The organism is Streptomyces sp. NPDC043853 (assembly GCF_056436025.1).
In genome coordinates this window covers 199609-222405 of record NZ_JBWKDJ010000001.1, presented here as the reverse complement: position 1 = coordinate 222405, position 22797 = coordinate 199609, and the positions used below count along the sequence as shown (strand labels likewise).

Sequence of the window (22797 nt, the reverse complement as noted above, 5' to 3'; positions counted from 1 at the left end):
AAGTCGCCCGTGACCGTCCCTCCCCCGACTCCTCCTCCCCAGCCTCTTCCTTCGCCGGTGCCACGCCCGTCGTTCGGTTCGGCCGGGGAGCACCACCTGCAGCGGCATCTGGGCACCGCCGATCGGGCCGCCCGCTTCTACGACCGCCAGGTGCGCGACCGGCTCACCCCGCCGATGCGGGAGTTCATCGGCCGTCAGACCATGGTCTTCCTCGCCACCGCCGACTCCCACGGCGAGTGTGACGCGAGCTTCCGGGCCGGCCCGCCGGGTTTCGTCCAGGTCATCGACGAGCACAGCCTCGCCTACCCCGAGTTCGGCGGCAACGGGGTGCTCGCCAGCGCCGGAAACATGCTGGAGAACCCCCATCTCGGCATGCTCTTCCTGGACTTCACCCACCATCACCTGGGCCTCCACGTCAACGGTACCGCCCGCCTCTACCACGACGAGGACCTGCGCCGCTTCCACCCCGGGCTGCCCGCCGGCCTCCCGCCGGGACGCCATCCCCACATGTGGGTGCACCTCACCGTCGAGGAGGCCTACATCCACTGCTCCAAGCACATCCCGCACCTGGTTCCGGCCCCCCGTCCCGCCGGTCAAGGCGCGGCCCGCCCGAAGGACGCGGATTACTTCACGGCGCCCCGGGAGGAGTGAGGCGGGGTGTCGCCCGCCGCGCCCGCTCCCCTACAGTGCGTGATGCCGACGACACTCCTCAGTCGAACTGGAGCCGACCCGTGGACACCCACGCCCACCCCGCCCCCGGCTCCCTCACGGGCCCGCCCACGGCAGGCCGCCCACTCCCCGAGCTGGACCCCGCCCTCGTCGGACAGTGGCAGGCCGGGGGAGGGGAACTCGTCGACCTCTTCGCCCTGGCGCGGCAACGGCTCGGCGGCATCGCCGCGCTCCGGCTCGGAGGGCCGGGGCCCACCGTCCTGGTCACCGCCCCCGAAGCCGTGCAGCACGTCCTCGCCCGCCAACCCGGCCGGTACGTGAAGCGCTCGCACCGCGCCCGGCTGCTGATCGGCGACGGCGTGCTGGCCGCGACGGGCGACGCGTGGCAGAGCCAACGGCGGCTGTTGCAGTCCCAGTTCACCGGTCGGGGGATGCGCCGCTACGAGCAGCGGATTACCGCGGCCGCCCGGACCGCCGCGGCCCGCTGGGCCGCGTACGCCCGCACCGGTGAGGAGTTCGACCTCGGCGAGGAGATGCGCCGCTTCGCCCTGGACGTCATCTGGCGGACCCTGACGGGGCACCCCCTCGACCCCGCCACGGAAGGCGAACTGGCCGCCGTGCCCGCCGTGGTGGCCGCCCTGCCCAGCCTGCCCGCCGACGCCACCGCCGCCCAAGGGGCCGTCGCCGCCGACCTGGCCAGGATCGACGCCTTCGCGCACCGGGTCATCGCCGCGGCCCGTGACGGCGAGGCCGGTCCCGACGGTCCGGGCCTGCTGCACGTCCTGCTCGACGCGGCCGGGACCCGCCCCGAGTACACGGACCGGCTGATCCGCGACGAGCTGGTCACCCTGCTGGTCGCCGGTCACGAGACCACCGCCGTCACCCTGACCTGGCTCCACCTCCTGCTGGACCGGCACCCGGAGGAGCGGGAGCGGGCCCTGGCCGCCGGCCCCGAAGGATCCGCCGAAAGGCGCCGGGCCCTCCAGGCGCTCGTCCACGAAACACTGCGCTTCTACCCGTCCGCCTGGATCCTGCCGCGCTGCGCGGCGGAAGACGACGTCCTCGCCGGATACCGGATCGAGGCCGGCACCGACGTCCTGGTCTGCCCCTACCTCACCCACCGGGACCCCGGCCTCTGGGAGGACCCCGAGCGGTTCGATCCGGACCGCTTCACCACCCCCGGCCGGCGCCCCGACCGCCCCGGGAGCTATTTCCCCTTCGGCGTCGGCCCCCGGGCCTGCCTGGGCCTGCAGTTCGCCCTCCGGGAGTCCACCGCCCTGCTCGAACACCTGCTGCCCGCCCACCGTCCACGGTTCCTGTCCACCCCGGCCGGGGCGGCGTACGGCATCACCGTCCGCCCTGACGGCCCGACCCCGGCCACGCTGGACGGGCGGCACGTCCGAGGCGGGCGGCACGCCTGACCGGCCGCGGCGGACCACTGGCGAAAACGCCCCGTCCGGCGAAAAAAGCCTTGGACGGCGCGGAGGCCGCCACGGGACACTGCGCATCTTGTCCTCAGTGGTCCGACAAGGCAGGTTTGAAATGGATTCGCCTGATTCGAGCAAAGGTTCGCCGGGCCGGGGTCCGGTACTCCTCGCACTCCGCTACTACGGACGGGAGCTGGCCAGGCTGCGCCGGCTGACGGTTCCCGCGATGCTGCTCCCGGCGCTGGGCAACATCTGCATCAACTACCTCGCGCCGCTGGTCGTCGCCAAGCTCGTCGGCCGCATCGTGGGGGGCGCCGGCACCGGCATCGACCTGATGTTCCCCTACGTCCTCGGCTTCGCGGGCGTCCTGCTGCTCGGCGAGACGCTGTGGCGCATCGGACTGCACTGTCTGAACCGTCTGGACGCCCGGGGCATCGAGCAGCTCTACGTCATCGGTATGGACGAACTGTTCGCCAAGGACGCCGCGTTCTTCCACGACAACTTCGCCGGCTCCCTCACCAAGCGGGTCCTGAGCTTCGCCTCCCGTTTCGAGGAGTTCGTCGACACGCTCACCTTCTCCGTCATGGGCAGCTTCGTACCGCTGCTGTTCGCGTCGGTGGTGCTCTGGAGTTACGAGCCGATGCTCGTGGTCGGACTGCTGGTGATGATCGCCGTGACGGCGCTGTGCGTCGTCCCGCTGATCCGGCGCCGGCAGGCGCTCGTCGCCCGGCGCGAGGAGGCCATCGCCCGGGTCTCCGGCCATGTCGCCGACAGCCTGATGAACATGGACACCGTCCGCGCGTTCGCCGCGGAGGAGCGCGAGGCCGCCGAACACCGGTCCCGGGTCGCGGAATCGCGGCGGCTGACACTGCGGTCGTGGGACTACGGCAACCTGCGGATCGACACGGTGGTCGCGCCGATGTCCGTGCTGACCAACGCGCTCGGGCTGGTCGTCGCGCTCTCCCTCGGGGCGGGGGAGCACGGGGTGGAGGCGGTCATCGTCGCCTTCACCTACTACGCGAGCGCGACCCGCATCATGTTCGAGTTCAACCAGATCTACCGCCGTCTGGAGAGCTCGATGACGGAGGCGGCCCAGTTCACCGAACTGCTGCTGACCCCGGCGACGGTGCTCGACCCGAAGTCCCCCGAACCGCTGCGGCCGCGGGCCGCCGACGTGCGCTTCGAGCAGGTGAACTTCGCCCACGGCGGCGCCAAACCCCTCTTCGACGGGCTCGACCTGCACGTGCCCAGCGGCTCGAAGCTGGGTCTCGTCGGCCGTTCCGGCGGGGGCAAGACCACGCTCACCCGGCTCCTGCTGCGGATGACCGACGTCGATGCGGGCCGCATCCTGATCGGCGGGCAGGACATCAGCCGGCTCTCCCAGGCGGACCTGCGCAGCCAGATCGCCTACGTGCCGCAGGACCCAGCGATGTTCCACCGCACGCTCCGGGACAACATCGCCTTCGCCCGGCCGGACGCCACCGACGCCGAGATCCGCCGCGCGGCGGAGGCGGCGCACGTCACGGAGCTCGCCGACGCCCTGCCGGACGGCTTCGACACCATGGTGGGGGAGCGCGGGGTGAAACTCTCCGGCGGTCAGCGGCAGCGGGTGGCCCTGGCCCGCGCCATCCTGCGCGACGCACCGATCCTGCTGCTCGACGAGGCGACCAGCGCCCTGGACTCGGAGAGCGAGGTCCTCGTCCAGGAAGCGCTGTGGCGGCTCATGGAGGGTCGTACGGCCCTGGTGGTCGCGCACCGGCTGAGCACGGTCGCCGGCATGGACCGGCTCGTGGTCCTCGACCGGGGCCGGATCGTCGAACAGGGCACGCACCAGGAGCTGCTGGCCGGCGAGGGCGCGTACGCCAAGCTCTGGCAGCACCAGTCCGGCGGCTTCCTCGACGACACCCCGGCAGCGGTGGAGCTGACCTGAAGCGGGCCCGGCCGACCCGGCCTCCGGGCCGGCCGGGCCGACGGCCGGCGGCTGCCGGCCGTGGGCCGTGCGCCGGGCCGCCGGCACCGCAGCCGGCCGGCGGCCGCGGGTCAGCGGCCGCGGGTCAGCGGCTGCCGGGGGCGGCGGCCTCGCCGACCAGTTCCTCCAGGACGTCCTCCATGGTGACGAAGCCGATCACCGCGCCCCGCCCGTCCGTCACGGCGGCCAGGTGCGTGCCCGCGGTGCGCATCGCGGTCATGGTGTCGTCCAGCGGGGTGGTCACCGGCACCTCGGTGACGGTGTGCAGGGCGCTCCGCGGGAACGGCGCCGAGCGGTCCGCCGCACCGAGGGCGTCCTTGATGTGGAGGAAGCCCAGGATCGCGCCGCCGGGGCCGGTGACGACCAGGCGGGAGAAGCCGTGTGCGGCGGCGACCCGCTCCAGCCCGCGCGGGGTCACGTCCCGGTCGACCGTCACGAACCGCTCGCGCGGGATCATGATCTCGCCGACGGTGCGGGTGCCCAGCTCCAGGGCGTCCTGGAGCCGCTCGCTGCCCTCGGCGCCGATCAGGCCCGCGTCGCGCGAGTCCTTGACCAGCCGGGCCAGCTCGTCGTCGGTGAAGACCGCGCCGACCTCGTCCTTCGGCTCCACCTTCAGCAGCCGCAGCAGGGCGTTGGCGAAGGCGTTGATGCCGAAGACCAGCGGGCGCAGGGCCCGGGTGAGGGCGACCAGCGGCGGGCCCAGCAGCAGCGCGGTCGGCGCCGGGGCGGCGAGCGCGATGTTCTTCGGGACCATCTCGCCGATCAGCATGTGCAGGTACGTCGCCAGGGTCAGCGCGATCACGAACGCGATCGGGTGGATCAGCGCCTCCGGCACGCCGATCGAGGCGAACGGCGGTTCCAGCAGGTGCGCGATGGCGGGTTCGGCGACCGCGCCGAGCACCAGCGAGGAGACGGTGATGCCGAGCTGGGCGGTGGCCATCATCGCCGAGAGGTGCTCCAGGCCCCACAGGGTGGTCCTCGCCCGCCGGTTGCCCTTGGCGGCGTCCGGTTCGATCTGGCTGCGGCGTACGGAGATCAGCGCGAACTCGGCGCCGACGAAGAAGGCGTTGGTGACCAGGGTCAGTGCGCCGATCAGCAGCTGGACGATGGTCATCGGGCCTCCTCCCCGGAAGCGGTCCCGTCGCCCCCGTCGTCCCCGTCGCCCCCGTCGGCCGCCGGAGCGGGCGCGGTGACGCTCACCCGGTCGGCCCGGTGGTGGTCTATGACGAGCACGGTCAGTTCCCAGCCGCCGACCGTGACGGTGTCGCCCGCGACGGGGATGCGCGCCAGTTCGGTCGCGATCAGGCCGGCCAGTGTCTCGTACGGGCCCTCCGGCGCGTCCAGGCCGATCCCGGCGAGCTGGTCCACCCGGACGGAGCCGTCGGCCTCCCAGACCCTGCGGCCCTCGCGCCCGGGGCCTTCCAGGAGGTCGGGGACCTCCATCGGGTCGTGCTCGTCGCGGACCTCGCCGACGACCTCCTCGACGATGTCCTCCACCGTGGCGACACCGGCGGTGCCGCCGTACTCGTCGATCACCACGGCCATGGTGCGGGCCGTGCGCAGGCGGCCGAGCAGGGTGTCCACGGGGAGGGAGTGCGGGACCAGAAGCGGCTTCGTCATCAGGCCGGTGACCGGGGTCAGGACCCGCGTCTCCTCCTCCAGGGCCAGCACGTCACGGATGTGGACGGTGCCGATCACCTCGTCGAGGCTGTGCCGGTAGACGGGGAAGCGGGAGATGCCGGTGGCCAGGGCCAGGTTCGCGGCGTCCAGCGCGGTGGCGTGGGCCTCCAGGGCCTTCACGTCCACCCGGGGCGTCATCACGTTCTCGGCGGTCAGCTCGCCCAACTGCAGGGTCTTCACGAACAGCTCGGCCGAGTCGGCGGCCATCGCGCCCTCACGGGCCGAGTGCCGGGCGAGCGCGACCAGCTCCTCCGGGGTGCGGGCGGAGGCGAGCTCCTCGGCCGGCTCCAGCCCGAACCGGCGCACCAGGCGGTTGGCGGTGTTGTTCAGGTGCCGGATCAGCGGCGCGAACACGGCGGTGAACGCACGCTGCGGACCGGCCACGACCTTGGCCACGGCCAGCGGGTGGGAGATCGCCCAGTTCTTGGGCACCAGCTCGCCCACCACCATCAGGACGACGGTGGAGAGCGCCACGCCCAGCAGGGTCGCGGTGGTGGAGACGGCCCCCTCGGGCAGCCCGGCCGCGGTCAGCGGGCCGCGCAGCAGCGCCGACACGGCCGGCTCCGCAAGCATGCCGATGACCAGCGAGGTCACGGTGATGCCCAGCTGGGCGCCGGACAGCTGGAAGGTCAGCCTCTTCGCGGCCTTCAGGGCACTCTCGGCACCCCGCTCACCGGCGGCGGCAGCCCGTACCAGCTCGCTGCGCTCGACCGTGGTCAGGGAGAACTCGGCGGCGACGAACACCGCGCACGCCAGCGTCAGCGCCAGCGAGAGAAGGAGCAGCAGGATCTCGGTCACCGTGCCACCCCCGCTCCCGGATCGAGGACCCCTGGGGTCCGCGGGCGGGACGTGGCACGGCAGGGACTGGGAGGTTCACCCATTGCGGGCTGCTGCTCCATTCGTTTCACGGGGGCCGGGCGGGCCCGGAAGCCTATTCGGTTACGGACAGTATCCGAAGCCCAGGGTAAAGGGCAAGTAAATTCACAGGGGAGCAGTCGGGGCGAGATCCCGTGCCGGGGTCGCGTCCGCTGCCCCGGCACGGTGGTGCCGACCGCCGGCTGCCCGGTTGGGCTCGTAGCGGGCCGACGGGACCGCTTCCGGGCGGATCCGGAACGGGCCCCCGGCCCTTGGGTTCGTGGCGGCCTACGGTGTTCGGGGTGCTGCCACCTCACCGAGGGTTACTGCGAACTGCCCGTGCGTCGTCGGGACCGCGGTGAAGCCCAGGCCCTCGATGAAGGCGCGCAACTTCGTCCTCGACAGCACACGGCTGTAACTCACCTCCCCAAAAGTTTTCTTGAGGAGATCACCCAGCTTGAGGGAGGTGATGTCATGCATCCCGGCTGCGGACGAGACAAGATGCTCGATCACCTGCCGATATGCCTCGCGCTCATCTGTGACCGCCACTGCGAGGGCTCGATCGCGGATCTCGGGCGGTACGGTGATGTGAGCCATCGGCCGAGCGGCGCCACCAGCCTTGCGGAAGACAGCCTGGGAGGGCAAGGGAACAGCGGCGACCTCGACCTCACGAATTTCCGCATCCGGGCGTCGTAGCAGTCGGGCCTCCTTGGCAACCTCTACCCGCCAGGCCCTGAGACCGTCCTGGGCGAACCCGAGGTCGAACTCCACCACCTTGTTGATGTCCCGGTACCCGAAGAACTCTTCCCGGGGCACGAAGAACGCCTCGATGTCCCCGTCCTCCACGGCCAGCCACCCCGCCTGTGGACCCTCGATCTTCCGGATCACACCACGGACCCGGCGGCACACGGTTTCGGAGTTCTCCCAGTCGTAGGTCTCCGGCCGACGTTCTCCGAGGTGGGGGAAGTATGCGAGTCCGGGCCCTGAATCCGTGCCCTCTTCCTCGCACTCGTCCTTCGCGACCCACTCGTAGCTGAAGCCCTTGCGGCGGCCCTGCATCAGCTGTTTCGCCTCCGCCAGATGGCGCTCCACCTCATCCTGCTTCAGCTCGTCTCCATTCAGCCAGCGCATGAAGCGCAGCACGTAGAGGTAGTAGCGGCAGATCGGACTGGGGCGAGAGGATGCGATGTGGGAGAACCGCTCGAGCGCTGTGAGCTCGTCGTACTGCGGGAGCTTTCGATAGCAGCGGAACCACAGTTGCACGTCGTGGTCGGAGAGGTCCGCCGTCTCGGCGAAGGCGGCGTCGTAGAAGTCGACGGCAGTCTGGAACACCTCCGCGGACGTGTCTCCCCAGTCGTCGCCCTCCTCGTGGAGCATGGCCCGGGCCAGGACGAGAGCCACACGTGAGTGGCTCCGGGACTGGAGGATCAGTTCCCGCCATGCCTTGACCAGGCTCTTCACGCCTCCGTGCAGGGAGTCGAGGCGCGTACGACATGAGCTCAGGTACTCGCTGTCCTGGTGGTCGGGACGTGCCAGCTCGCATTCGTCCAGGAGCAGTTCGGCGATGCTGAGCTGCTCGCTCGCCCAGTCGGCCGCGGGCCCTCCCGCCTGGACGAGGTCCAGCAGGTTCCGATGGCGGGAGATGCGGCGGAGATGGGTCAGGACACCAGCGATCATCTGAACGGGGGTGACGTAGTTGTGCTCGTCGATCCCATTGATCTGACGCGCCCGGCCGAAGAGCAGCAGTGCCACATCGAACCGGTCCCGGATCCGGTCGATGGCCTCCTCCTCCCGGCTGGAATTGGTGGCGAACTGGCTCAGTTCCTCGTGAACCCATTCCCGGTGCACCATGGCCAGAGAGTGGATGGGAACCGCGTCGGCCTCGCCGGACAGTTCGATCGCCCTCGTGATGAGCTGCTGCGCCTTTCCGTCCGAAACGCCCTTGGAGTAGGCGTGGAAGCGGCCGAGATGAAGCCAGAAGTGGGGTTCGCTGGGGCAGCGGCGGGTGAGTTCCTCGAGCACCCGGTACGCCTGGTCCTGGTTCTTGAACTCGTGGATGAAGTCGGCGAACCGCTGTGTCTGCCGGGTGGAGCCGGTCCATTTCTCGCGGCGGATGAAGAGGTCCTGCAGGATCTCCTTGGTCCAGGTGTTCTCGGAACCGAGGTGGGTCGACACCTGCGCGATGAACTCCATGGCCGTGTTGGCGAGCAGGAACTCCCATGCCTTATCGCCCTGTGCCGATTCGAGGACGGCTTCGAGCACCTTCTGCGCCACCGAGGGATGAAGGATCCGCAGCTCTTCGTCGTTCTCGACGACGAGGCGCCGGAGATCTGCTCCGAGCGTCGACTGCATGTCCCTCTGGTATGCCGCCGCAGAGGATGCCTGGCCCCCCCACCCTCCCGTCAGCCACCGTCGGATGAGGAAGTACGGGAGCCCGTTCTGGGCGAAGCACGTCACCAGCGACAGGTATCCGGCGACCCGGCGCTGCAGGTCGTCGAAGTGGACGACATGGCTGTCCACGTAGCGACGGGTCCCCTCGAAGTCCTCCTCGAACGCCGACAGTCCGAAGTAGAACGGCGACAAGTGCTGCGCCGGAACGGCACCGGGGACGAGCCGGTCCACGGCCGCCCGGGCCTGCGGGGACCGGGCCCGGGCACCGAAGGTGGCACGGAACTCCCGTGCCTCCCCGGCCGACAGGGGCTCCTTGAGGTAGAACTTCCTCTCGTTACGGGCGTCACTGTCGGCCGCTTCATCGGGGCTTGTCGTCGGGCCGCCGCCCCGTGTCACCCACATGAGGACGGCGGGGGTGTTGCGGTCGTTCAGCTTGTAGTAGAGGTCCTCACGCTCGCTCTGCCCGAGGTCGGCGCTCTCCACCACCACGAGGACCGACTTCTTGGTGGCCCGGTAGATGTCGTCGATGCGTTCGACGGTCTGCTGGCCGTAGTGGTCGACGAGTACCACGGGGTGATCGCGGTGTAGGTCCCAGGCGATGCGCCGAGCCAGTGTCGTGCCGCCGGCGCCCGGGCTGTGGAAGATCTCGAACGTGGCCGAGCTGTGCTTCTTCAGCACGCGGTCGACCGCTCCCTGGACCATCGGTTGCGTGTCCCGGCCCACGTCCAGACCGGCGTCGAGGTCTACCCAGCTCGCGGGGCGGCCGCGCCAGAACTCGTCGACCGGCTCCTCGCGAAGCTGGTCGATCAGGACCTGGGAATGCAGCACGACCAGATCCGCCGAGAGGCGGACGAGCTGGTCCTGCTCGAACGACACGGGACCGTCCTTGCCGGGGAGGGTGGCGGCCAGGCCGGTCCGCGGCATTGCCCGTGATGCCCCGAAGGCGTCGACAAGAGCCTTGAACTGGCCGCTGGTGTACGGGACGCGAACCACCTGCGTCTCGTCGTAGGAGACCTCCACCTCCTCCACGATCCGCTTGGAGTGCTCGTCCTCCTTGCTTCCGGCGGAGATGCAGAGCACAGCCGCCGCCCGGTTCACACTGGACCCGCTGTACCGTTCGAGGACGCGCCGCACGATGGGCAGATGGGACCGGCGCCAGTCCACGAACGTGGTGGGGGCGGTCTCGCCACGGCTCTCCCAGCCGCCCGCCATGATCCACGAAGTGGTGTTGCGCCCTGAGGAGGGGGGTTCGTGCAGGCCGAACACCACCGTTTGTCGTTCGGCTGCGTGGGGGTTGAAGTGGCTCGCGAGGCCGCCCTGTTCGCTGTCCGGGTCGAAATCGACGATCATGGTCCACCGCGAGGCGAGCACATGAGCGAGTCCCGGATGGCCCACGGCCGCCTCGACGATGAGGATGCGGTCGAATCCGCTGTGCGCCTCGGCCAGGAACGGGGCGAGCCGCTCCTCCAGATCCGCGACGTCCTCGGGCGAGACCCGGGGTGCGATCACCTCCGACACAGCGCGTGGGGACTGGGCCTGCTCCAGCACCTGATGCCGCAGCTCCGGGTGGTAGTCCTTGAGTAGATTGTGGGTGACCCAGGCGGCGAGCTTGTACGCGGTCACCCGATCCCGATCCGGCATGCTCTTGGCGGAGTAGTTCAAGGCCGCAGCGAGACGGGCCAGCATGTACTGGTGGGCCAATGAGTCCACGCGTCCGGACTGAAGCCGGCTGATCGTCGCGTGCGTACCGTCGCGCACGGCGCGGACCGCGCTCACGAGCCCTTGCCACTCCAGACTGGCCGCACCATTGCTGCCGTCGCACTCCTGCAGCACCACCAGGGGCATTTCACGGCGGAGCCGGGACTGCATGCTGATCAGTGCAGCCGTTTCGAGGTACGCCTGGTCGTAGAGCAGGGGTGTCTTGCTTTCCCAATTGACGTCGATCAGCCAGTAGGCGTCGTGGAAGCCCCGGGTGGCGTCCAAAAGGATGTTGCGCAGATGGAGATCGCCGTGGCTGGGCCCCAGCAGGACCACGTCGGCCCGCCGGGTGAGTTCAGAGTCCAGCTCGAGCAGGGAGACGGGGTCGGGTAACACCTCGCCCTGGAAGACGAACGTGCTGCCGGTGATCTCCGCTAGATCCCGAGCCTCGCGGAGGGCATCTCCGCGCCGGGATCGCAGGAAGTTCTCACCGAGCCATGCGGCCAGGGTCTGTCCCGCGGACATCGATTCGCCTGTGTAGCCCGTCAGCTGGGCCTCCAGCAGCTCCGCGCTCACCGTTCGGCACGCCGCGAGGAGCCTATGACTGTGGGCCACCTCTGCGGCCTTCACGCTGCGCAGGCTCCCGCCGGCGATCTCGTACACGTCGACACGGAGGCCATCACCGTGGGCGGAGAATCGCAGCTTCGGTACGTGCGCCTCTGCGAACCCACCCAGTGCCGTGGTGAAGTTGTCGTGAGCTTCGTGCTGGCGGTTCCTGACGCATGCGGACACCTTGACGATGAACTGTCCGTCGAGCCCGGCCCGGTTCTCACCCATGAAGTCACACCGGGCGACCAAGGCGTCGGTGTAGCCGTCGTTGAGCTCCTGCAGGTACCTGATGGACACGCCCGTGCCCAGTTCGTTCTGAATGATGCCGTCCGCGCTCGTGCGCAGGGACGACTGCAGCTCCTGAGAAGCGGCATCGTCGTGATCGGAGGCGTTGCTCATGCCCACTGATCGTAGGTCTGGAGAGCGGGGCCGTGGGCCCGAATGACAGCAGTGGACCTGACCGGCGGATCAACCTCGTCGGATTCGCCAGGCAGGGAAGCCGACTGCTGCTCGCCGGGCCTCGGGCCGGGTGCTGCCCGGTCGGCCAGTCAGGTGGCCGGCAGGCCGCGCAGCAGGAGGCGGAGGCCGAGGTCGAAGCCCCTCGCGTCCAACTCCGCTAGGCCGCCGGGCCGGGCGCCCGCCGCGTCCAATGACGCGGCCAGGTCCGGGTAGCGGGGGAGGTAGTCGGCGGGGGTGCGGGTGAAGCCCGCGGTGAAGGTCTCCAGGGCCGAGCCCAGGACGAGGTTGTCCAGGGCGGCGGCGGCCTCGGCGGCGCCCGCCGGGGTGCACCCGGCCCGGACCAGTGCTCCGAGCAGGGCGTCGTAGCCGCGGAGCGCCTTGTCGGAGGAGACCCGGTGGCGGGCGACCAGCGGGATCATGTGCGGGTACCGGAGGTAGACGCGGCGGTAGCCGTGGGCGTACGCGGCGATGCCCTCCGGACCGCCCGGGTCCGCCAGCGGACCCAGGTCGATCTCGTCGTTGATCAGCTCCGCGACCGCGTCGAGCAGGTCCTCCTTGGATGCGACGTGGTGGTACAGGGAGGCTCCGCGCACGCCGAGCCGGTCGGCGATCGTCCGCATCTTCAGGGCTTCGAGGCCCTGCTCGCCCAGCAGTTCCAGGGCCGCGCGGGCGATGATCGCGCGGCTGAGCAGGGTCTGGCTCGGCCGTGCCATCCGTGACTCCTCCGTGACTCCCCGTGGTCCGCGCCGCCGTGTGCGCCGGAGCTGCAGGTTACCTGCCGGAAACGCTTCACAAGCCCGTGGGTCCACCGCTACATTCCAGCCACCTCGTTTACCTAACGCGGTTAGATTTAGCGCTCGCGGGACCGGTGACGGCCCGGGGCGCCCGGTGAGGTGATCATGAACAACACGCCGAACGGCCGGATCCCGGCCACTCCGCCCGATCCGGCGGCGCCGCAGGCCCCGGCCAACACGGACGCCGCCCGGCTCCGCGACCTCGGCTACCGCCAGGAGCTGCGCCGCAGCCTGGGCATCCTCGGCAACATCTCGATGGGCTTCGCGGTGGTCTCACCGGTCGTCGCCCTCTACGCCGTGTCCATGGTGGGAACCACGGTCGCGGGCCCGCTCTGGGTGTGGGCCCTGCCCCTGGTGCTCGCCGGACAGTGCCTGGTGGTCAACGTCTACGCCGAGCTGACCTCGCAGTGGCCGCTGGCCGGCGGGCCGTACCAGTGGGGCAGGCGGCTGCTGGGCCCGGCGTTCGGCTGGCTGAGCGGCTGGGTGTGGCAGTTCGCGGTCATGTTCGGCAACACCACGGTCGCCTACCTCGCCGCACCGTGGGTGTACGCCCTGGTGGGCGCCACCCCCACGCCCGGCGGACTGGTCGCGGTGGCCGTCGGCATCCTGCTCGCCTGCATGCTGGTGAACGCGTACGGGATCACCATCCTGCGGTGGTTCGTCTCCCTCGGGATCGCGGCGGAGGCCGTCGCGTCCGTGCTGGTGGGCCTGGTCCTGCTGCTGTTCTTCCGTGAGCACGGCTTCCCGCTGTTCACCGAGACGCTCGGCGCCGAGGCCCTGTCCGGCGGTTCCACCGTTCTCGGCTTCCTCGCCGCGGTCGCCGTCGCCGGCTGGGCCTTCATCGGCTTCGACGCCTGCGTCTCCACCGCCGAGGAGACCAAGGACGCCGGCCGCCAGGTGCCCCGCGCCATGTGGTGGGCGCTGCTCAGCGTCGGACTGGTCGTCATCCTCAACGCGATGGCGGTCGCCCTAGCCCACCCGAAGCCCGCGGACGTGGTGGCCGGCCAGGACCTCGACCCGGTGACCACCGCGGTCGTCCACGCCTTCGGAGGCTGGTCGGACAAGCCGTTCGTGGTCGTCGTGCTCGTCGGCTTCCTGGCCTGTGCGATGGCCTCCCAGGGCGGCGCCGCCCGCGGCCTGTTCTCACTGGCCCGCGACGGGGTCTTCCCCTTCTCCGGGCAGGTCCGCAAGGTCAACCGGCGTCAGGCCCCCATCGGCGGGCTGGTCGCCTCCACCCTCATCAGCGGCAGCGCGTTCGCCCTCGGGCTCAACGCCACCGCCATCGGCAGCCTGATCGCCTTCGGCACCGCGGCCACCTACCTCCCCTTCTTCCTCGTCTCCCTCGCCGCGCTCGTCGCCCGGCTGCGCGGGACCTGGGTGCCCTCCGGGCACATCCGGCAGGGCCGCAAGGGCACCGTCCTCAACGCCCTCGCCGTGGCCTGGACGGCCTTCGAGGTGGTCAACGTCTGCTGGCCGCGCGCGATCCTCGCGCCGCCGGACGCCCCCTGGTACCAGGTGTGGGCCGCCCTGCTGGGCACCGCCGTGGTGCTGGGCACCGGCCTGCTCCACCTGGCCGCCAAGCGCCCCCACGAGAAGCTCCGCGAGGCCGACCGGCCCGCCGCCGTCGGCACCCCTGCCGCCACGGGCGCCGGCACCGGAGCCCCCGGGACTCCGGAGGCCGCCGCGGTTCCGGCACCCGAGCACTCCTGAGGCGGCGCCGGCACCGCACGGCCCGCGGTGCCGGCCCCGCCCCGCCCCGCCCCGAGCCCGTCACCGTCGGACGGCCCCCGCAGAAGAAGCGTTACGTGACCCGGAGGCTGCACGAGCAGCCCCGGTTCCGGGTGAACGGCGCCCTGGTGGAGACCTTCAGCCACGCCGACCACTACCTGACGAGCGGCAGCGTGGTCGTCCCGACCGCGGGGGAGCCGACGGAAGCCGCGGTGCTGTCCCGCTTCGCCGGGCGGTTTCCGGGGCGTGAGGTCGTCGGCATCCCGACCAGGGTCCTGCCCTGGGGCGGAGGCGGCATCCACTGCGTCACGCAGCACGTGCCCGACGCCTCCTGAACTCGGCCCGAGGGGGTGACGGGGCCGTTCCGGGGCAGTCCGGAACGGCCTATACGATCTCAACTCCGAGATCACCAAGGGGGAACGGATGCCCAACGTCGAAGACGCCGTACTGAGCCCACTCGGGCCGAACGATCCGCAGGAGATAGCCGGGTACCGGCTGCTCGCCCGGATCGGCGAGGGCGGCATGGGGTCCGTCTACCTCTCCCGGACCCGGGGCAACCAGCCGGTCGCGCTGAAGGTCATCCGGCGGGAGTTCGCGCAGGAAGCGGACTTCCGCACCCGCTTCGAGCACGAGGTGCAGGCGGCCCGCCAGGTCCAGGGCTACCACATCGTGCCGGTCCTCGACCACGACACCAGCGGCGAACAGCCCTGGCTCGCCACCGCGTTCGTGCCGAGCCTGGCGCTCGACGACGCCCTCGCCCAGCACGGGCCGCTGCCGCTGCCCGCCGTGTTCCAGCTGATCGGCTGCACGGCGCAGGCGCTGCAGTCCGTGCACGCGGCCGGGGTGATCCACCGGGATCTCAAACCCAGCAACATCCTGCTCGGCGGGCAGGGCCCGTGGGTGATCGACTTCGGTATCGCGCGGGCCACTGACACCACCCAACTGACGCGCAGCGGCGGGTTCATCGGCACCCCGCAGTACATGTCGCCCGAGCACGCCCTCGGCCGGCAGGTCACCCCGGCCACGGACATCTTCGCCCTCGGCCTGATCGCCGCCGTCACGGCCACCGGCCGCCACCCGTACGGCGACGGCGCCGGTATCTCGATCGCCGCCTCCATAGCCAACACCCCGCAGCGGGCCCCGGACCTGAGCGGCTACCCGGACGAGATCCGGCCGCTGCTGGAGCGCTGCCTGGCGGCCGATCCCGCCGCGCGCCCCGGACCGGCCGAGCTGGCCGAGTGGTGCGAGCGGGCCGCCGGCCGCCAACTGCGCGACTTCAGCCATTGGTTGCCCGCGCCGGTCGCCGAAGCCATCGCCCGGCGCGAGCACCTCGCCCAGAACCCGCCCGCGCCCGCACAACCCCCGGCCCCCGCCGCCCCGGCACCGCCGGCGTACGCGCCCACGCAGGCGCCCGCGGCCCCGGCCCCGCCCGCTTACGTGCCCACCCAGGCCCCGCAGGCGCAGCCCGCGCCCGGGTACGCGCCCACCCAGGCGGCCGCCGCTCCCGCGGCCCCGCAGGCGTACGCCCCCACCCAGGCCCCGTCCGGTACGGTGCACCCGGCGTACGCGCCCATGCAGGGGCCGGGCAGCGGCCCGTACCCCGGTGCCGCTCCCTACGGGGCGCCCACGGCGTCCGGGGCCGCGTACGCCGCCCCGGCTCCCGCGTCCCCCGGCGGCGGCCGCAGCCGGGTGCCGCTGATCGCGGGGGCGGGCGTCCTGGTGCTCGCCCTGGCCGCGGGCGGGATCTGGTTCGTCACCCGCGGCGAGGACGAGGGCGGCAAGGGCACCCAGGCCACCGGCAACGACGGCAAGGTCGCGGACGGGGCCAAGAGCTCTCCGTCCGGGGCCGCGGCGGCGAAGGGCGGTGCGACTCCGCCCGCCTCGTCGCCGCCCGCCTCCCCGGCCGCTCCCCCCTACACGGTGGTCTTCAAGGACAAGCCGCTGAAGCTGCTCGCCGGCCGCAAGTTCGGCGAGACCTACGACGTCGACCTCGATTTCCCGAAGGTGGCGCCCTTCATGGACGGCATCAGCAGCGGCGACCGGGACATGCAGATGGGCTTCGAGGACATCGAGACCAGCTCCTCCTTCGGCAAGAGCAAGGCCGAGACCCCCGAGGAGTGCGAGACGGGCGCGGCCACCAACCCGATCCCGAGCAAGCTCGGCAGGTCCGACGTCAACGGGGCGACCGCCCAGATCGTCAAGGGCGATCTGCTGTGCACGGTGACCTCGGCGGGCAACCTGGCCTTGGTGAAGATCGTCGCCATCGAGGAGTCGACCAACCAGCTCTACAACATCCCGACCTACCGGACCGAGGTCACCCTCTGGAAGCGCAACAAGTAGCCCGGCCGACCGGGTAACGAGCAGTCCGGCCGTCCGGCCCGCCCCGGGGTGCGGGCGGGCCGGACGGCCGGTGCGGCCGCGTGGGTCCCTCCCCGGGACCCACGCGGCAGGCTCAGGAAGCGGTGACCGCCGCGATGCCCCGGGCCAGGCAGGGGATCCGCTCCGCCTGGATCCCGGCGATGTTGATGCGGCCGGTGGTGGTGCCGTAGATGGCGAACTCCCCGCGCAGCCGCAGCATCTGCTCCTCGCCCAGCGGCAGGGTGGAGAACATGCCCTTCTGGCCCGCGAGGACCGCCGCCAGGGCCGGCCTGCCCAGGTCGGTCAGCCGGGTGGTCAGATCCGCCCGGTTGGCGCGGATCCGGTCCCGCATGGTGTCCAGCTCCGCCTGCCAGGAGGCGCGCAGGGCCGCGTCCCCCAGGACGGTCGCGACGATGGCCGCGCCGTGCTCCGGCGGCATCGAGTACAGGGTGCGGGCGGCGTTCTGCAGGGCCGTGTCCACGTGGCGGAGCGCCCGCGCGGACGGGCTGAGCACGATGGCGCAGCCGGTGCGGTCGGCGTAGAGGCCGAAGTTCTTGGAGCAGCTGACGGCGATCAGGAGCTCGGGGAGCCGCTCGGCCAGCATCCGGGTGGGCGCGAGGTCGGCCTCCAGGCCGTCGCCCAGCCCGTGGTACGCCAGGTCGACCAGGGGGACCCAGCCGTTCCGGGCGGCCAGGTCCGCGATCTCCGTCCAGGTCCGCGCCGACGGGTCCACGCCGGTCGGGTTGTGGCAGCAGCCCTGGAGCAGTACGACCTCGTCGCGGCCCGCCCGCCGGAGGTCCTCCAGCATGCCCGCCGCGTCGTGGTGCCCGTCGGCACCCACCCAGCGGTACGTGCGCACCCGCAGGCCGGCCGCCTCCATGATCGGACGGTGGTTGACGTAGGCGGGGTCGCTGATCCACACGGTGGTGCCGGGACGGGTGTGCCGCACCAGGTCGGCGAGCAGTCGCAGGGCTCCGGTGCCGGCCACCGTCTGGATCGCCGTCGCCCGGTCGGCCGGGCCGCCGCCGGCGCCGAGCACGGTCCGCAGCATGGCGCGGTTGAAGGCGGTGTTGCCGGACAGGCCCCGGTACTCCTTGGAGGCGGACCGGTCGGCCAGCACGATCTCGGCCTCGCGGACCGCGCGCATCACGGGCGTGGTGCCCGCCTCGTCGCGGTAGACCCCGAGGACCAGGTTCAGCCGCTCGGGGCGGTCGTCGGCGCCGTAGGCCGCGGTCAGCTCCCACAGCGGGTCCACGGGCGGGGCGGGCAGCAGCTCAAGCATCGGTGGTGACCTCGGATCGGGTGGAGGGGCGGTCGGCGGGACGGGAGGCGGGACGGTTGGCGAGCAGGACGCCCGCGGTGATGACGGGGACGCCGAGGGCCACGGCGAGGGTGGGGGACTCGTCCAGCAGCGGAACGGCCAGCAGGACGACGAGCACCGGGCTGAGGGTGCCGATCACGGCGCTGCGCTGGGCCCCGAGCCGGCGGATGGCGTAGGCGTACAGCAGTCCGGCGCACAGGCCCACGCCCAGGCCCTGGACCACGGTGAAGAGGAGGATGTCGGAGGCCGTCGCGTGGCCGAGCGAGGTGGGGAGCGCCCCGGTGGCCACCAGCAGCGCGATCAGCAGGAAGGAGGGGACGCACAGCAGCCCGATCGACCCGACCGGGTCGAGGTCCACCTCCTGGAGGCCGACCGTGTACAGCGCCCACAGGCCGCCGGCCAGCAGCAGCATCCCGGAGCCGGCCAGGACGTCGCTGTCGACGGGGACGACGTAGCGCCAGACCAGGGCGAGCACGCCGGCGGCGATCAGCGCCAGGCCGGCGGCCCGGGTGCCGCGGGGCAGTCCGTGCCCGCGGGCGGCCATCAGGGCGGAGACGAACAGCGGGACCACACCGGGCACGATCGAGCCGACGAAGGCCGCGGAGGTCAGGGACCCGCCGTACATGGCCGCCAGGAAGAAGGGCACGCCGGCGCCGCAGGCGATCTTCAGTGCCGGGCCGGGCCGGACCGCGGCGATCTGCCGGCGCCGCCGCCAGAGGGCCGGCGCGAGCAGCAGCGGGGGCAGGCCGAAACGGATCAGGGCGGCGTCGGCGGGCTGGAGGGTGGACGAGGACAGCGCCCGGGCGCTGAGCGCGAACGCGGCCCAGATCGTCACGGTGAGGAACAGGGCCACCAGGCCGGCCGTCTGCGGGGACGGCCCGCGGCGGGCCGCCGGCCGTCCTGCGGCCGCGGCCGCAGGAGCGCCTTCGTCCGCCCCGGGCGTCGCCGCCGCCCCGGCCGCTGCGGCCTCTGCGGCCGTGGCCGCTGCCTCGGCGGCACTGCTCCGCCTGCTCGTGGTCGCGGGCACCGCGCCCCTCCCCGCTCTCTCCGGACACCGTTTCCGGACACCGCCGGAAGCCGTACGGGCGCGGGTTTCGCGCCCGGCCGCAACGCTAGGGCTTCGGCCGGGGCAGCCGATTGCCAGTTCTGTCGCTGGAACATACGTTTGGGGCAGGATCTGCCAAAGAGTGGCCGGGAAACGGCCCGGCCGGACCGGGAGTGCCCCATGGACGCCGTAGACCTCCAGATCATCCGCGAGCTGCAGACCGACGGCCGGCTCTCCAACCAGGACCTCGCCGACCGCGTCCGCCTCTCCCCGTCGCCCTGCCTGCGCCGGGTCCGCCGGCTGGAGGAGTCCGGTCTGATCCGCGGCTACACCGCGATGATCGACCAGGTCGCCTACGGGCTGCCGATCACCGTGTTCGTACGGATCCGGCTGGAGCGGCACACGGCCGAGGCCGTCGCCGCCTTCGAGGGGCACGTGGCCCTGATCGAGCACATCCAGGACTGCTACCTGATGGCGGGGAGCAGTGACTACCTGCTGCGCGTGGTGATCGAGAGCCTGGAGGCCTACGAGGCCCTGGTGCGGACCCGTATCCATGCCATTCCGGGCATCTCGTCGATCGAGTCCAGCTTCGCCTTCGGCAGTGTGAAGCAGTCCCGCACCTATCCCGCCCCGGCCTCCCCGGCCCGCTCCCGCGCCCGCTGAGGTCCGGTCCGTCCCGGTGTCCGCCGATCGGTCGACCGATCAGATCCAGCCAACTGGCGGGAGCGGGACGCCCGTAGCCGTCTCGAATTCATGACCGGTTGTCAAGTGCCGTGCACAGAGCCGCTAAGCTTCCGGGCCGTTGTCCAATGATCATTCGCTTTCGATCGTTTGAGGGTTCTGATGGTTCGAGTGGGATCGTCGCCCGGAAGCCCTGGGTCCGCGTCGACCGCCCTGTGGGCGCTGCCCGCCGTGGTGACCGCCGTGGCGGCCGCGGTCACCGCGATGTCGGTGTCCGCCCCCGCCCGTACCCCGGTCGCCTGGGTCGGCGCCGCGGCCTGCGTCTCCGTGGCGCTGATCTGTGCCGCCGCGGCACGGGGTGACCGGCTCATCGCGGAGTTGCGGGCCAGGGCGGCCGGCCAGGCCGAGGCGCTCGCCCGGCAGGAGGCGGAGACCGCACGGCTCGCCCAGGTGCTGCTGCCCGACGTCGTGGCACGTCTGCGCAAGGGAGAGTTCCCCGAGGACGTGCTGGCCTCCCTGGTGGCTCCGGACGCTTACGGGCCGGGCCTGACCCCGGAGTTCAGGGCGGCGCACCTCGCGGTGCTGCGCTCCGTTCTCGACGCCGTCGTCGCCGAGGAGGACCTGCGCGACTCGGCGCAGCGCGCCTTCGTCAACATCGCCCGACGTGTTCAGGCCATTGTTCACCAACAGGCACAGGAACTCCGGGAGATGGAGGACCGGCACGGCCGGTCCCCGAGCGTCTTCGGTGACCTGCTGCGGCTCGACCACGGGACCGCGCTGATCGGCCGGCTCGCCGACTCCATCGCCGTGCTCGGCGGCGCCCGCCCCGGCCGCCAGTGGAACCGCGCCGTCCCGCTGTACAGCGTGCTGCGCGGTGCCATGTCGCGGATCATCGACTACCAGCGCGTCGAGCTCCACTCGGTCTCCCAGGTCGCCGTGGTCGGACCCGCCGTCGAGCCGCTCATCCACGCGCTCGCCGAGCTGCTCGACAATGCCACCCGCTACTCCCCGCCGCAGACCAAGGTCCACGTGACCGCGGTGGAGGTGAACTCGGGCATCGCCGTCGAGATCGAGGACGGCGGCCTGAGCATGAGCGAGGAGGCCCGGGCCCGCGCCGAGCGCATGCTCCGCGAGGCGCAGCAGGGCATCGACCTCAACGACCTCGGCGAGACCCCGCGCCTCGGCCTCGCGGTCGTCGGCCGGCTCGCCCAGGCGTACGACTTCAAGGTGTCCCTGCGCTCCTCGGCCTACGGCGGTGTCCGCGCCGTCCTCGTCATCCCGCAGGGGCTCATCACCACCGCCGAATCCGCCACCGGTGTCGCCCACGGCATCGGCACCGCCTCCGGCCCCCGCGCGGCCATCGCGCCGCCGGCCGCGGCCGGCGAGGCTCCCCGGGCCGTCACCGGACCCACCCGGAGCGCCGCCCCGGCGGAGCAGGACGACGAGGCCCCGATCGTGACCGAACGGACCCCCAACGGGCTTCCGCAGCGCCGCCGCAAGAACCGTGTGGCCCTGCCGGCCGAGCCCGACCAGGCCGTAGCCCTCCCGGACCAGGCCGCTGCCGCCCTGCCGGGCCAGGCAGCAGCCGAACCCGCACCCCAGGTCCAGCCAGGCATGTGGCTGGCCGCCTTCCAGAGCGGCCTGTCAGGGGACAGCCAGGCGGGTGCAAGCCACCACACCGAAACCTCGCCGGCCTCGGCGAGCAAGGGAGAACAGCCGTGAGTCAGCAGCAGAAGCACCAGACCAGCCCGACCAACATGGACTGGATGCTCAAGGACCTGGCCGAAAGCGTTCCGCAGACCCGCCACGTGATCGTGCTCTCCGCCGACGGCCTGCGCATGGCCCAGTACGGAGCCGAGACCGACACCGCCGACCGGCTCGCCGCCGCTTGCGCCGGATTGCAGAGCCTGGCCGGTGCGGTGGCCTCCGAACTCCCGCACAGCAGCGGACGGATGCGGCTGGTGGTGATCGAGATGGACGGCGGCTTCTTCTACCTGATGGCGGCCGGCGCCGGGGCCTACCTCGCCGTCCTCGCCGACGAGGGCGTCGACGCCGGGCTGATGGGCCAGCGGATGCGCGACCTGGTGGCCCGCATCGGATCACACCTGAGCAGCCCGCCGCGCGACGACAGGCAGCCCGCGTGAGCGACGCGGGCCGGACCTGGGACGAGAGCGGCCCCGAGCGGCTCTACGTCATCACCGGCGGCCGCAGTGAGCCCTTAGAACCCACCACCACCCTCGACCTGGTCACCCTGATCGTGGCCAGGACGGGGCCCAAGCCGGGCATGCAGCCGGAACACGCGGCGATCATGCGGCTGTGCCAGTCGCCGCTCTCGGTGGCCGAGGTGTCCGCCTACCTCGGCCTGCCCGTGAGCGCGACCACCGTGCTGCTCGATGACCTGCTCACCGCGCAGCACGTGATCTCCCGCGCGCCCGTGACCCGGGCACAACTTCCCGACCTGGCACTGATTGAGGCAGTGATCGATGGACTTCGTAAACTCTGAGCTGCCCGCGGGACCGCGCCGCGAGGACGAACTGCCGGCCACCGCCGCCGCCGCGGTCAAGGTGGTCATCGTCGGTGGTTTCGGGGTCGGCAAGACCACCCTGGTCGGTTCGGTGAGCGAGATCCGTCCGCTCACCACCGAGGAGACGATGACCCAGGCGGGGGTCGGCGTCGACGACACCGCCGGGGTGGAGCGCAAGACCTCCACCACCGTGGCCATGGACTTCGGCCGCATCAGCATCAACGAAGAGCTGGTGCTCTACCTCTTCGGCACCCCCGGCCAGCAGCGCTTCTGGTTCCTCTGGCGCGGCCTGTTCGAGGGCGCCCTGGGGGCCGTGGTGCTCGTGGACACCCGACGGCTGGAGGTCAGTTTCGACGTGATCGGCCGCCTGGAGGAACGCGGCGTGCCCTTCGTCGTCGCGGTCAACTCCTTCCCGGACGCGCCGCAGTACCCGGTGGAGGAGCTGCGCAGCGCCCTCGACCTGCCCGCGTCGGTGCCGCTGGTGCTCTGCGACGCCCGGCACCGGGATTCCAGCCGCGACGTCCTGCTGACGCTGATGCGCTATCTGCACTCCCTCGCGGTCACCCCGCAGGTCTCCTGAGCTCCGGAC

17 protein-coding genes are annotated in these 22797 nt (G+C 71.8%); 11 read left to right on the top strand and 6 right to left on the bottom strand.

From position 1 onward, the window contains the following. Positions 1 to 57 precede the first annotated feature (57 nt). The 3 genes from AC067U_RS00845 (at position 58) to AC067U_RS00835 (ending at position 4026) form a co-directional block, all read left to right on the top strand. Positions 58 to 651, top strand: coding sequence for a pyridoxamine 5'-phosphate oxidase family protein (locus AC067U_RS00845; protein ID WP_478827453.1), 594 nt, complete (start codon positions 58 to 60; stop codon positions 649 to 651). An 80-nt stretch (positions 652 to 731) separates the two neighbouring features. Then, entirely contained in the window at positions 732 to 2090 is a 1359-nt protein-coding gene (locus AC067U_RS00840; protein WP_478827452.1) for a cytochrome P450, read from the top strand. 121 nt (positions 2091 to 2211) lie between these two features. Further along, positions 2212 to 4026 carry an ABC transporter ATP-binding protein gene (locus AC067U_RS00835; protein WP_478827451.1) on the top strand — a complete coding sequence of 605 codons (1815 nt, stop codon included), beginning with the start codon at positions 2212 to 2214 and terminating at the stop codon, positions 4024 to 4026. 124 nt (positions 4027 to 4150) lie between these two features. Here AC067U_RS00835 and AC067U_RS00830 read toward each other — a convergent pair whose 3' ends face one another. The 4 genes from AC067U_RS00830 to AC067U_RS00815 all read right to left on the bottom strand — a co-directional run bounded on the left by AC067U_RS00830 (position 4151) and on the right by AC067U_RS00815 (position 12470). After that, positions 4151 to 5179 (bottom strand): hemolysin family protein, encoded by a 1029-nt coding sequence (locus AC067U_RS00830; protein WP_478827450.1) that lies wholly within the window; start codon positions 5177 to 5179, stop codon positions 4151 to 4153. Then, the gene (locus tag AC067U_RS00825; protein WP_478827449.1) at positions 5176 to 6543 is read right to left on the bottom strand and encodes a hemolysin family protein; all 1368 of its coding nucleotides are present in this window, start codon (positions 6541 to 6543) and stop codon (positions 5176 to 5178) included. Before AC067U_RS00825 ends, AC067U_RS00830 begins: the two co-directional genes overlap by 4 nt. A gap of 345 nt (positions 6544 to 6888) precedes the next feature. Continuing rightward, positions 6889 to 11697, bottom strand: a complete 4809-nt coding sequence (locus tag AC067U_RS00820) for a hypothetical protein (RefSeq protein WP_478827448.1) — start codon at positions 11695 to 11697, stop codon at positions 6889 to 6891. Between the two features lie 149 nt (positions 11698 to 11846). Continuing rightward, positions 11847 to 12470: a TetR/AcrR family transcriptional regulator gene (locus tag AC067U_RS00815; protein ID WP_478827447.1), complete on the bottom strand. Its 624-nt coding sequence runs from the start codon at positions 12468 to 12470 to the stop codon at positions 11847 to 11849. 186 nt (positions 12471 to 12656) lie between these two features. Here AC067U_RS00815 and AC067U_RS00810 point away from each other — a divergent pair, with 186 nt between their 5' ends. From AC067U_RS00810 to AC067U_RS00800, 3 genes are all read left to right on the top strand, one after another. Next, complete coding sequence (locus AC067U_RS00810; RefSeq protein WP_478827446.1) at positions 12657 to 14261, top strand: APC family permease; 1605 nt, start codon at positions 12657 to 12659, stop codon at positions 14259 to 14261. A gap of 95 nt (positions 14262 to 14356) precedes the next feature. Next, entirely contained in the window at positions 14357 to 14614 is a 258-nt protein-coding gene (locus AC067U_RS00805; protein ID WP_478827445.1) for an agmatine deiminase family protein, read from the top strand. Positions 14615 to 14702: 88 nt separating this feature from the next. Further along, positions 14703 to 16619, top strand: a complete 1917-nt coding sequence (locus AC067U_RS00800; RefSeq protein WP_478827444.1) for a serine/threonine-protein kinase — start codon at positions 14703 to 14705, stop codon at positions 16617 to 16619. Positions 16620 to 16731: 112 nt separating this feature from the next. Here AC067U_RS00800 and AC067U_RS00795 read toward each other — a convergent pair whose 3' ends face one another. Together AC067U_RS00795 and AC067U_RS00790 are read right to left on the bottom strand one after the other, a co-directional pair. Continuing rightward, complete coding sequence (locus AC067U_RS00795; protein WP_478827443.1) at positions 16732 to 17919, bottom strand: aromatic amino acid transaminase; 1188 nt, start codon at positions 17917 to 17919, stop codon at positions 16732 to 16734. Further along, positions 17912 to 18985 (bottom strand): EamA family transporter, encoded by a 1074-nt coding sequence (locus AC067U_RS00790; RefSeq protein ID WP_478827442.1) that lies wholly within the window; start codon positions 18983 to 18985, stop codon positions 17912 to 17914. The genes AC067U_RS00795 and AC067U_RS00790 overlap by 8 nt, the downstream gene beginning before the upstream one ends. Before the next feature lie 198 nt (positions 18986 to 19183). On the opposite strand from AC067U_RS00790, the gene AC067U_RS00785 reads away from it, so the two are divergent. The 5 genes from AC067U_RS00785 to AC067U_RS00765 all read left to right on the top strand — a co-directional run bounded on the left by AC067U_RS00785 (position 19184) and on the right by AC067U_RS00765 (position 22788). Then, positions 19184 to 19666: an Lrp/AsnC family transcriptional regulator gene (locus tag AC067U_RS00785; protein WP_478827441.1), complete on the top strand. Its 483-nt coding sequence runs from the start codon at positions 19184 to 19186 to the stop codon at positions 19664 to 19666. Between the two features lie 180 nt (positions 19667 to 19846). Next, positions 19847 to 21406 (top strand): sensor histidine kinase, encoded by a 1560-nt coding sequence (locus tag AC067U_RS00780; RefSeq protein ID WP_478827440.1) that lies wholly within the window; start codon positions 19847 to 19849, stop codon positions 21404 to 21406. Positions 21407 to 21441: 35 nt separating this feature from the next. Continuing rightward, a complete protein-coding gene (locus AC067U_RS00775; RefSeq protein WP_478828248.1) occupies positions 21442 to 21828 on the top strand; it encodes a roadblock/LC7 domain-containing protein in 387 nt (128 codons plus the stop codon). Further along, positions 21825 to 22187, top strand: coding sequence for a DUF742 domain-containing protein (locus AC067U_RS00770; RefSeq protein ID WP_478827439.1), 363 nt, complete (start codon positions 21825 to 21827; stop codon positions 22185 to 22187). The genes AC067U_RS00775 and AC067U_RS00770 overlap by 4 nt, the downstream gene beginning before the upstream one ends. After that, the gene (locus AC067U_RS00765; protein WP_478827438.1) at positions 22168 to 22788 is read left to right on the top strand and encodes a GTP-binding protein; all 621 of its coding nucleotides are present in this window, start codon (positions 22168 to 22170) and stop codon (positions 22786 to 22788) included. The genes AC067U_RS00770 and AC067U_RS00765 overlap by 20 nt, the downstream gene beginning before the upstream one ends. Positions 22789 to 22797: the final 9 nt, after the last annotated feature.

Bases quoted from the DNA above. Each gene is read 5' to 3' on its own strand.
- AC067U_RS00835 (WP_478827451.1), top strand. From the start codon at position 2,212: ATGGATTCGCCTGATTCGAGCAAAGGTTCGCCGGGCCGGGGTCCGGTA.
- AC067U_RS00830 (WP_478827450.1), bottom strand. From the start codon at position 5,179: ATGACCATCGTCCAGCTGCTGATCGGCGCACTGACCCTGGTCACCAAC.
- AC067U_RS00820 (WP_478827448.1), bottom strand. From the start codon at position 11,697: ATGAGCAACGCCTCCGATCACGACGATGCCGCTTCTCAGGAGCTGCAG.
- AC067U_RS00815 (WP_478827447.1), bottom strand. From the start codon at position 12,470: ATGGCACGGCCGAGCCAGACCCTGCTCAGCCGCGCGATCATCGCCCGC.
- AC067U_RS00810 (WP_478827446.1), top strand. From the start codon at position 12,657: ATGAACAACACGCCGAACGGCCGGATCCCGGCCACTCCGCCCGATCCG.
- AC067U_RS00800 (WP_478827444.1), top strand. From the start codon at position 14,703: ATGCCCAACGTCGAAGACGCCGTACTGAGCCCACTCGGGCCGAACGAT.
- AC067U_RS00795 (WP_478827443.1), bottom strand. From the start codon at position 17,919: ATGCTTGAGCTGCTGCCCGCCCCGCCCGTGGACCCGCTGTGGGAGCTG.
- AC067U_RS00785 (WP_478827441.1), top strand. From the start codon at position 19,184: ATGGACGCCGTAGACCTCCAGATCATCCGCGAGCTGCAGACCGACGGC.
- AC067U_RS00780 (WP_478827440.1), top strand. From the start codon at position 19,847: ATGGTTCGAGTGGGATCGTCGCCCGGAAGCCCTGGGTCCGCGTCGACC.
- AC067U_RS00775 (WP_478828248.1), top strand. From the start codon at position 21,442: ATGGACTGGATGCTCAAGGACCTGGCCGAAAGCGTTCCGCAGACCCGC.
- AC067U_RS00765 (WP_478827438.1), top strand. From the start codon at position 22,168: ATGGACTTCGTAAACTCTGAGCTGCCCGCGGGACCGCGCCGCGAGGAC.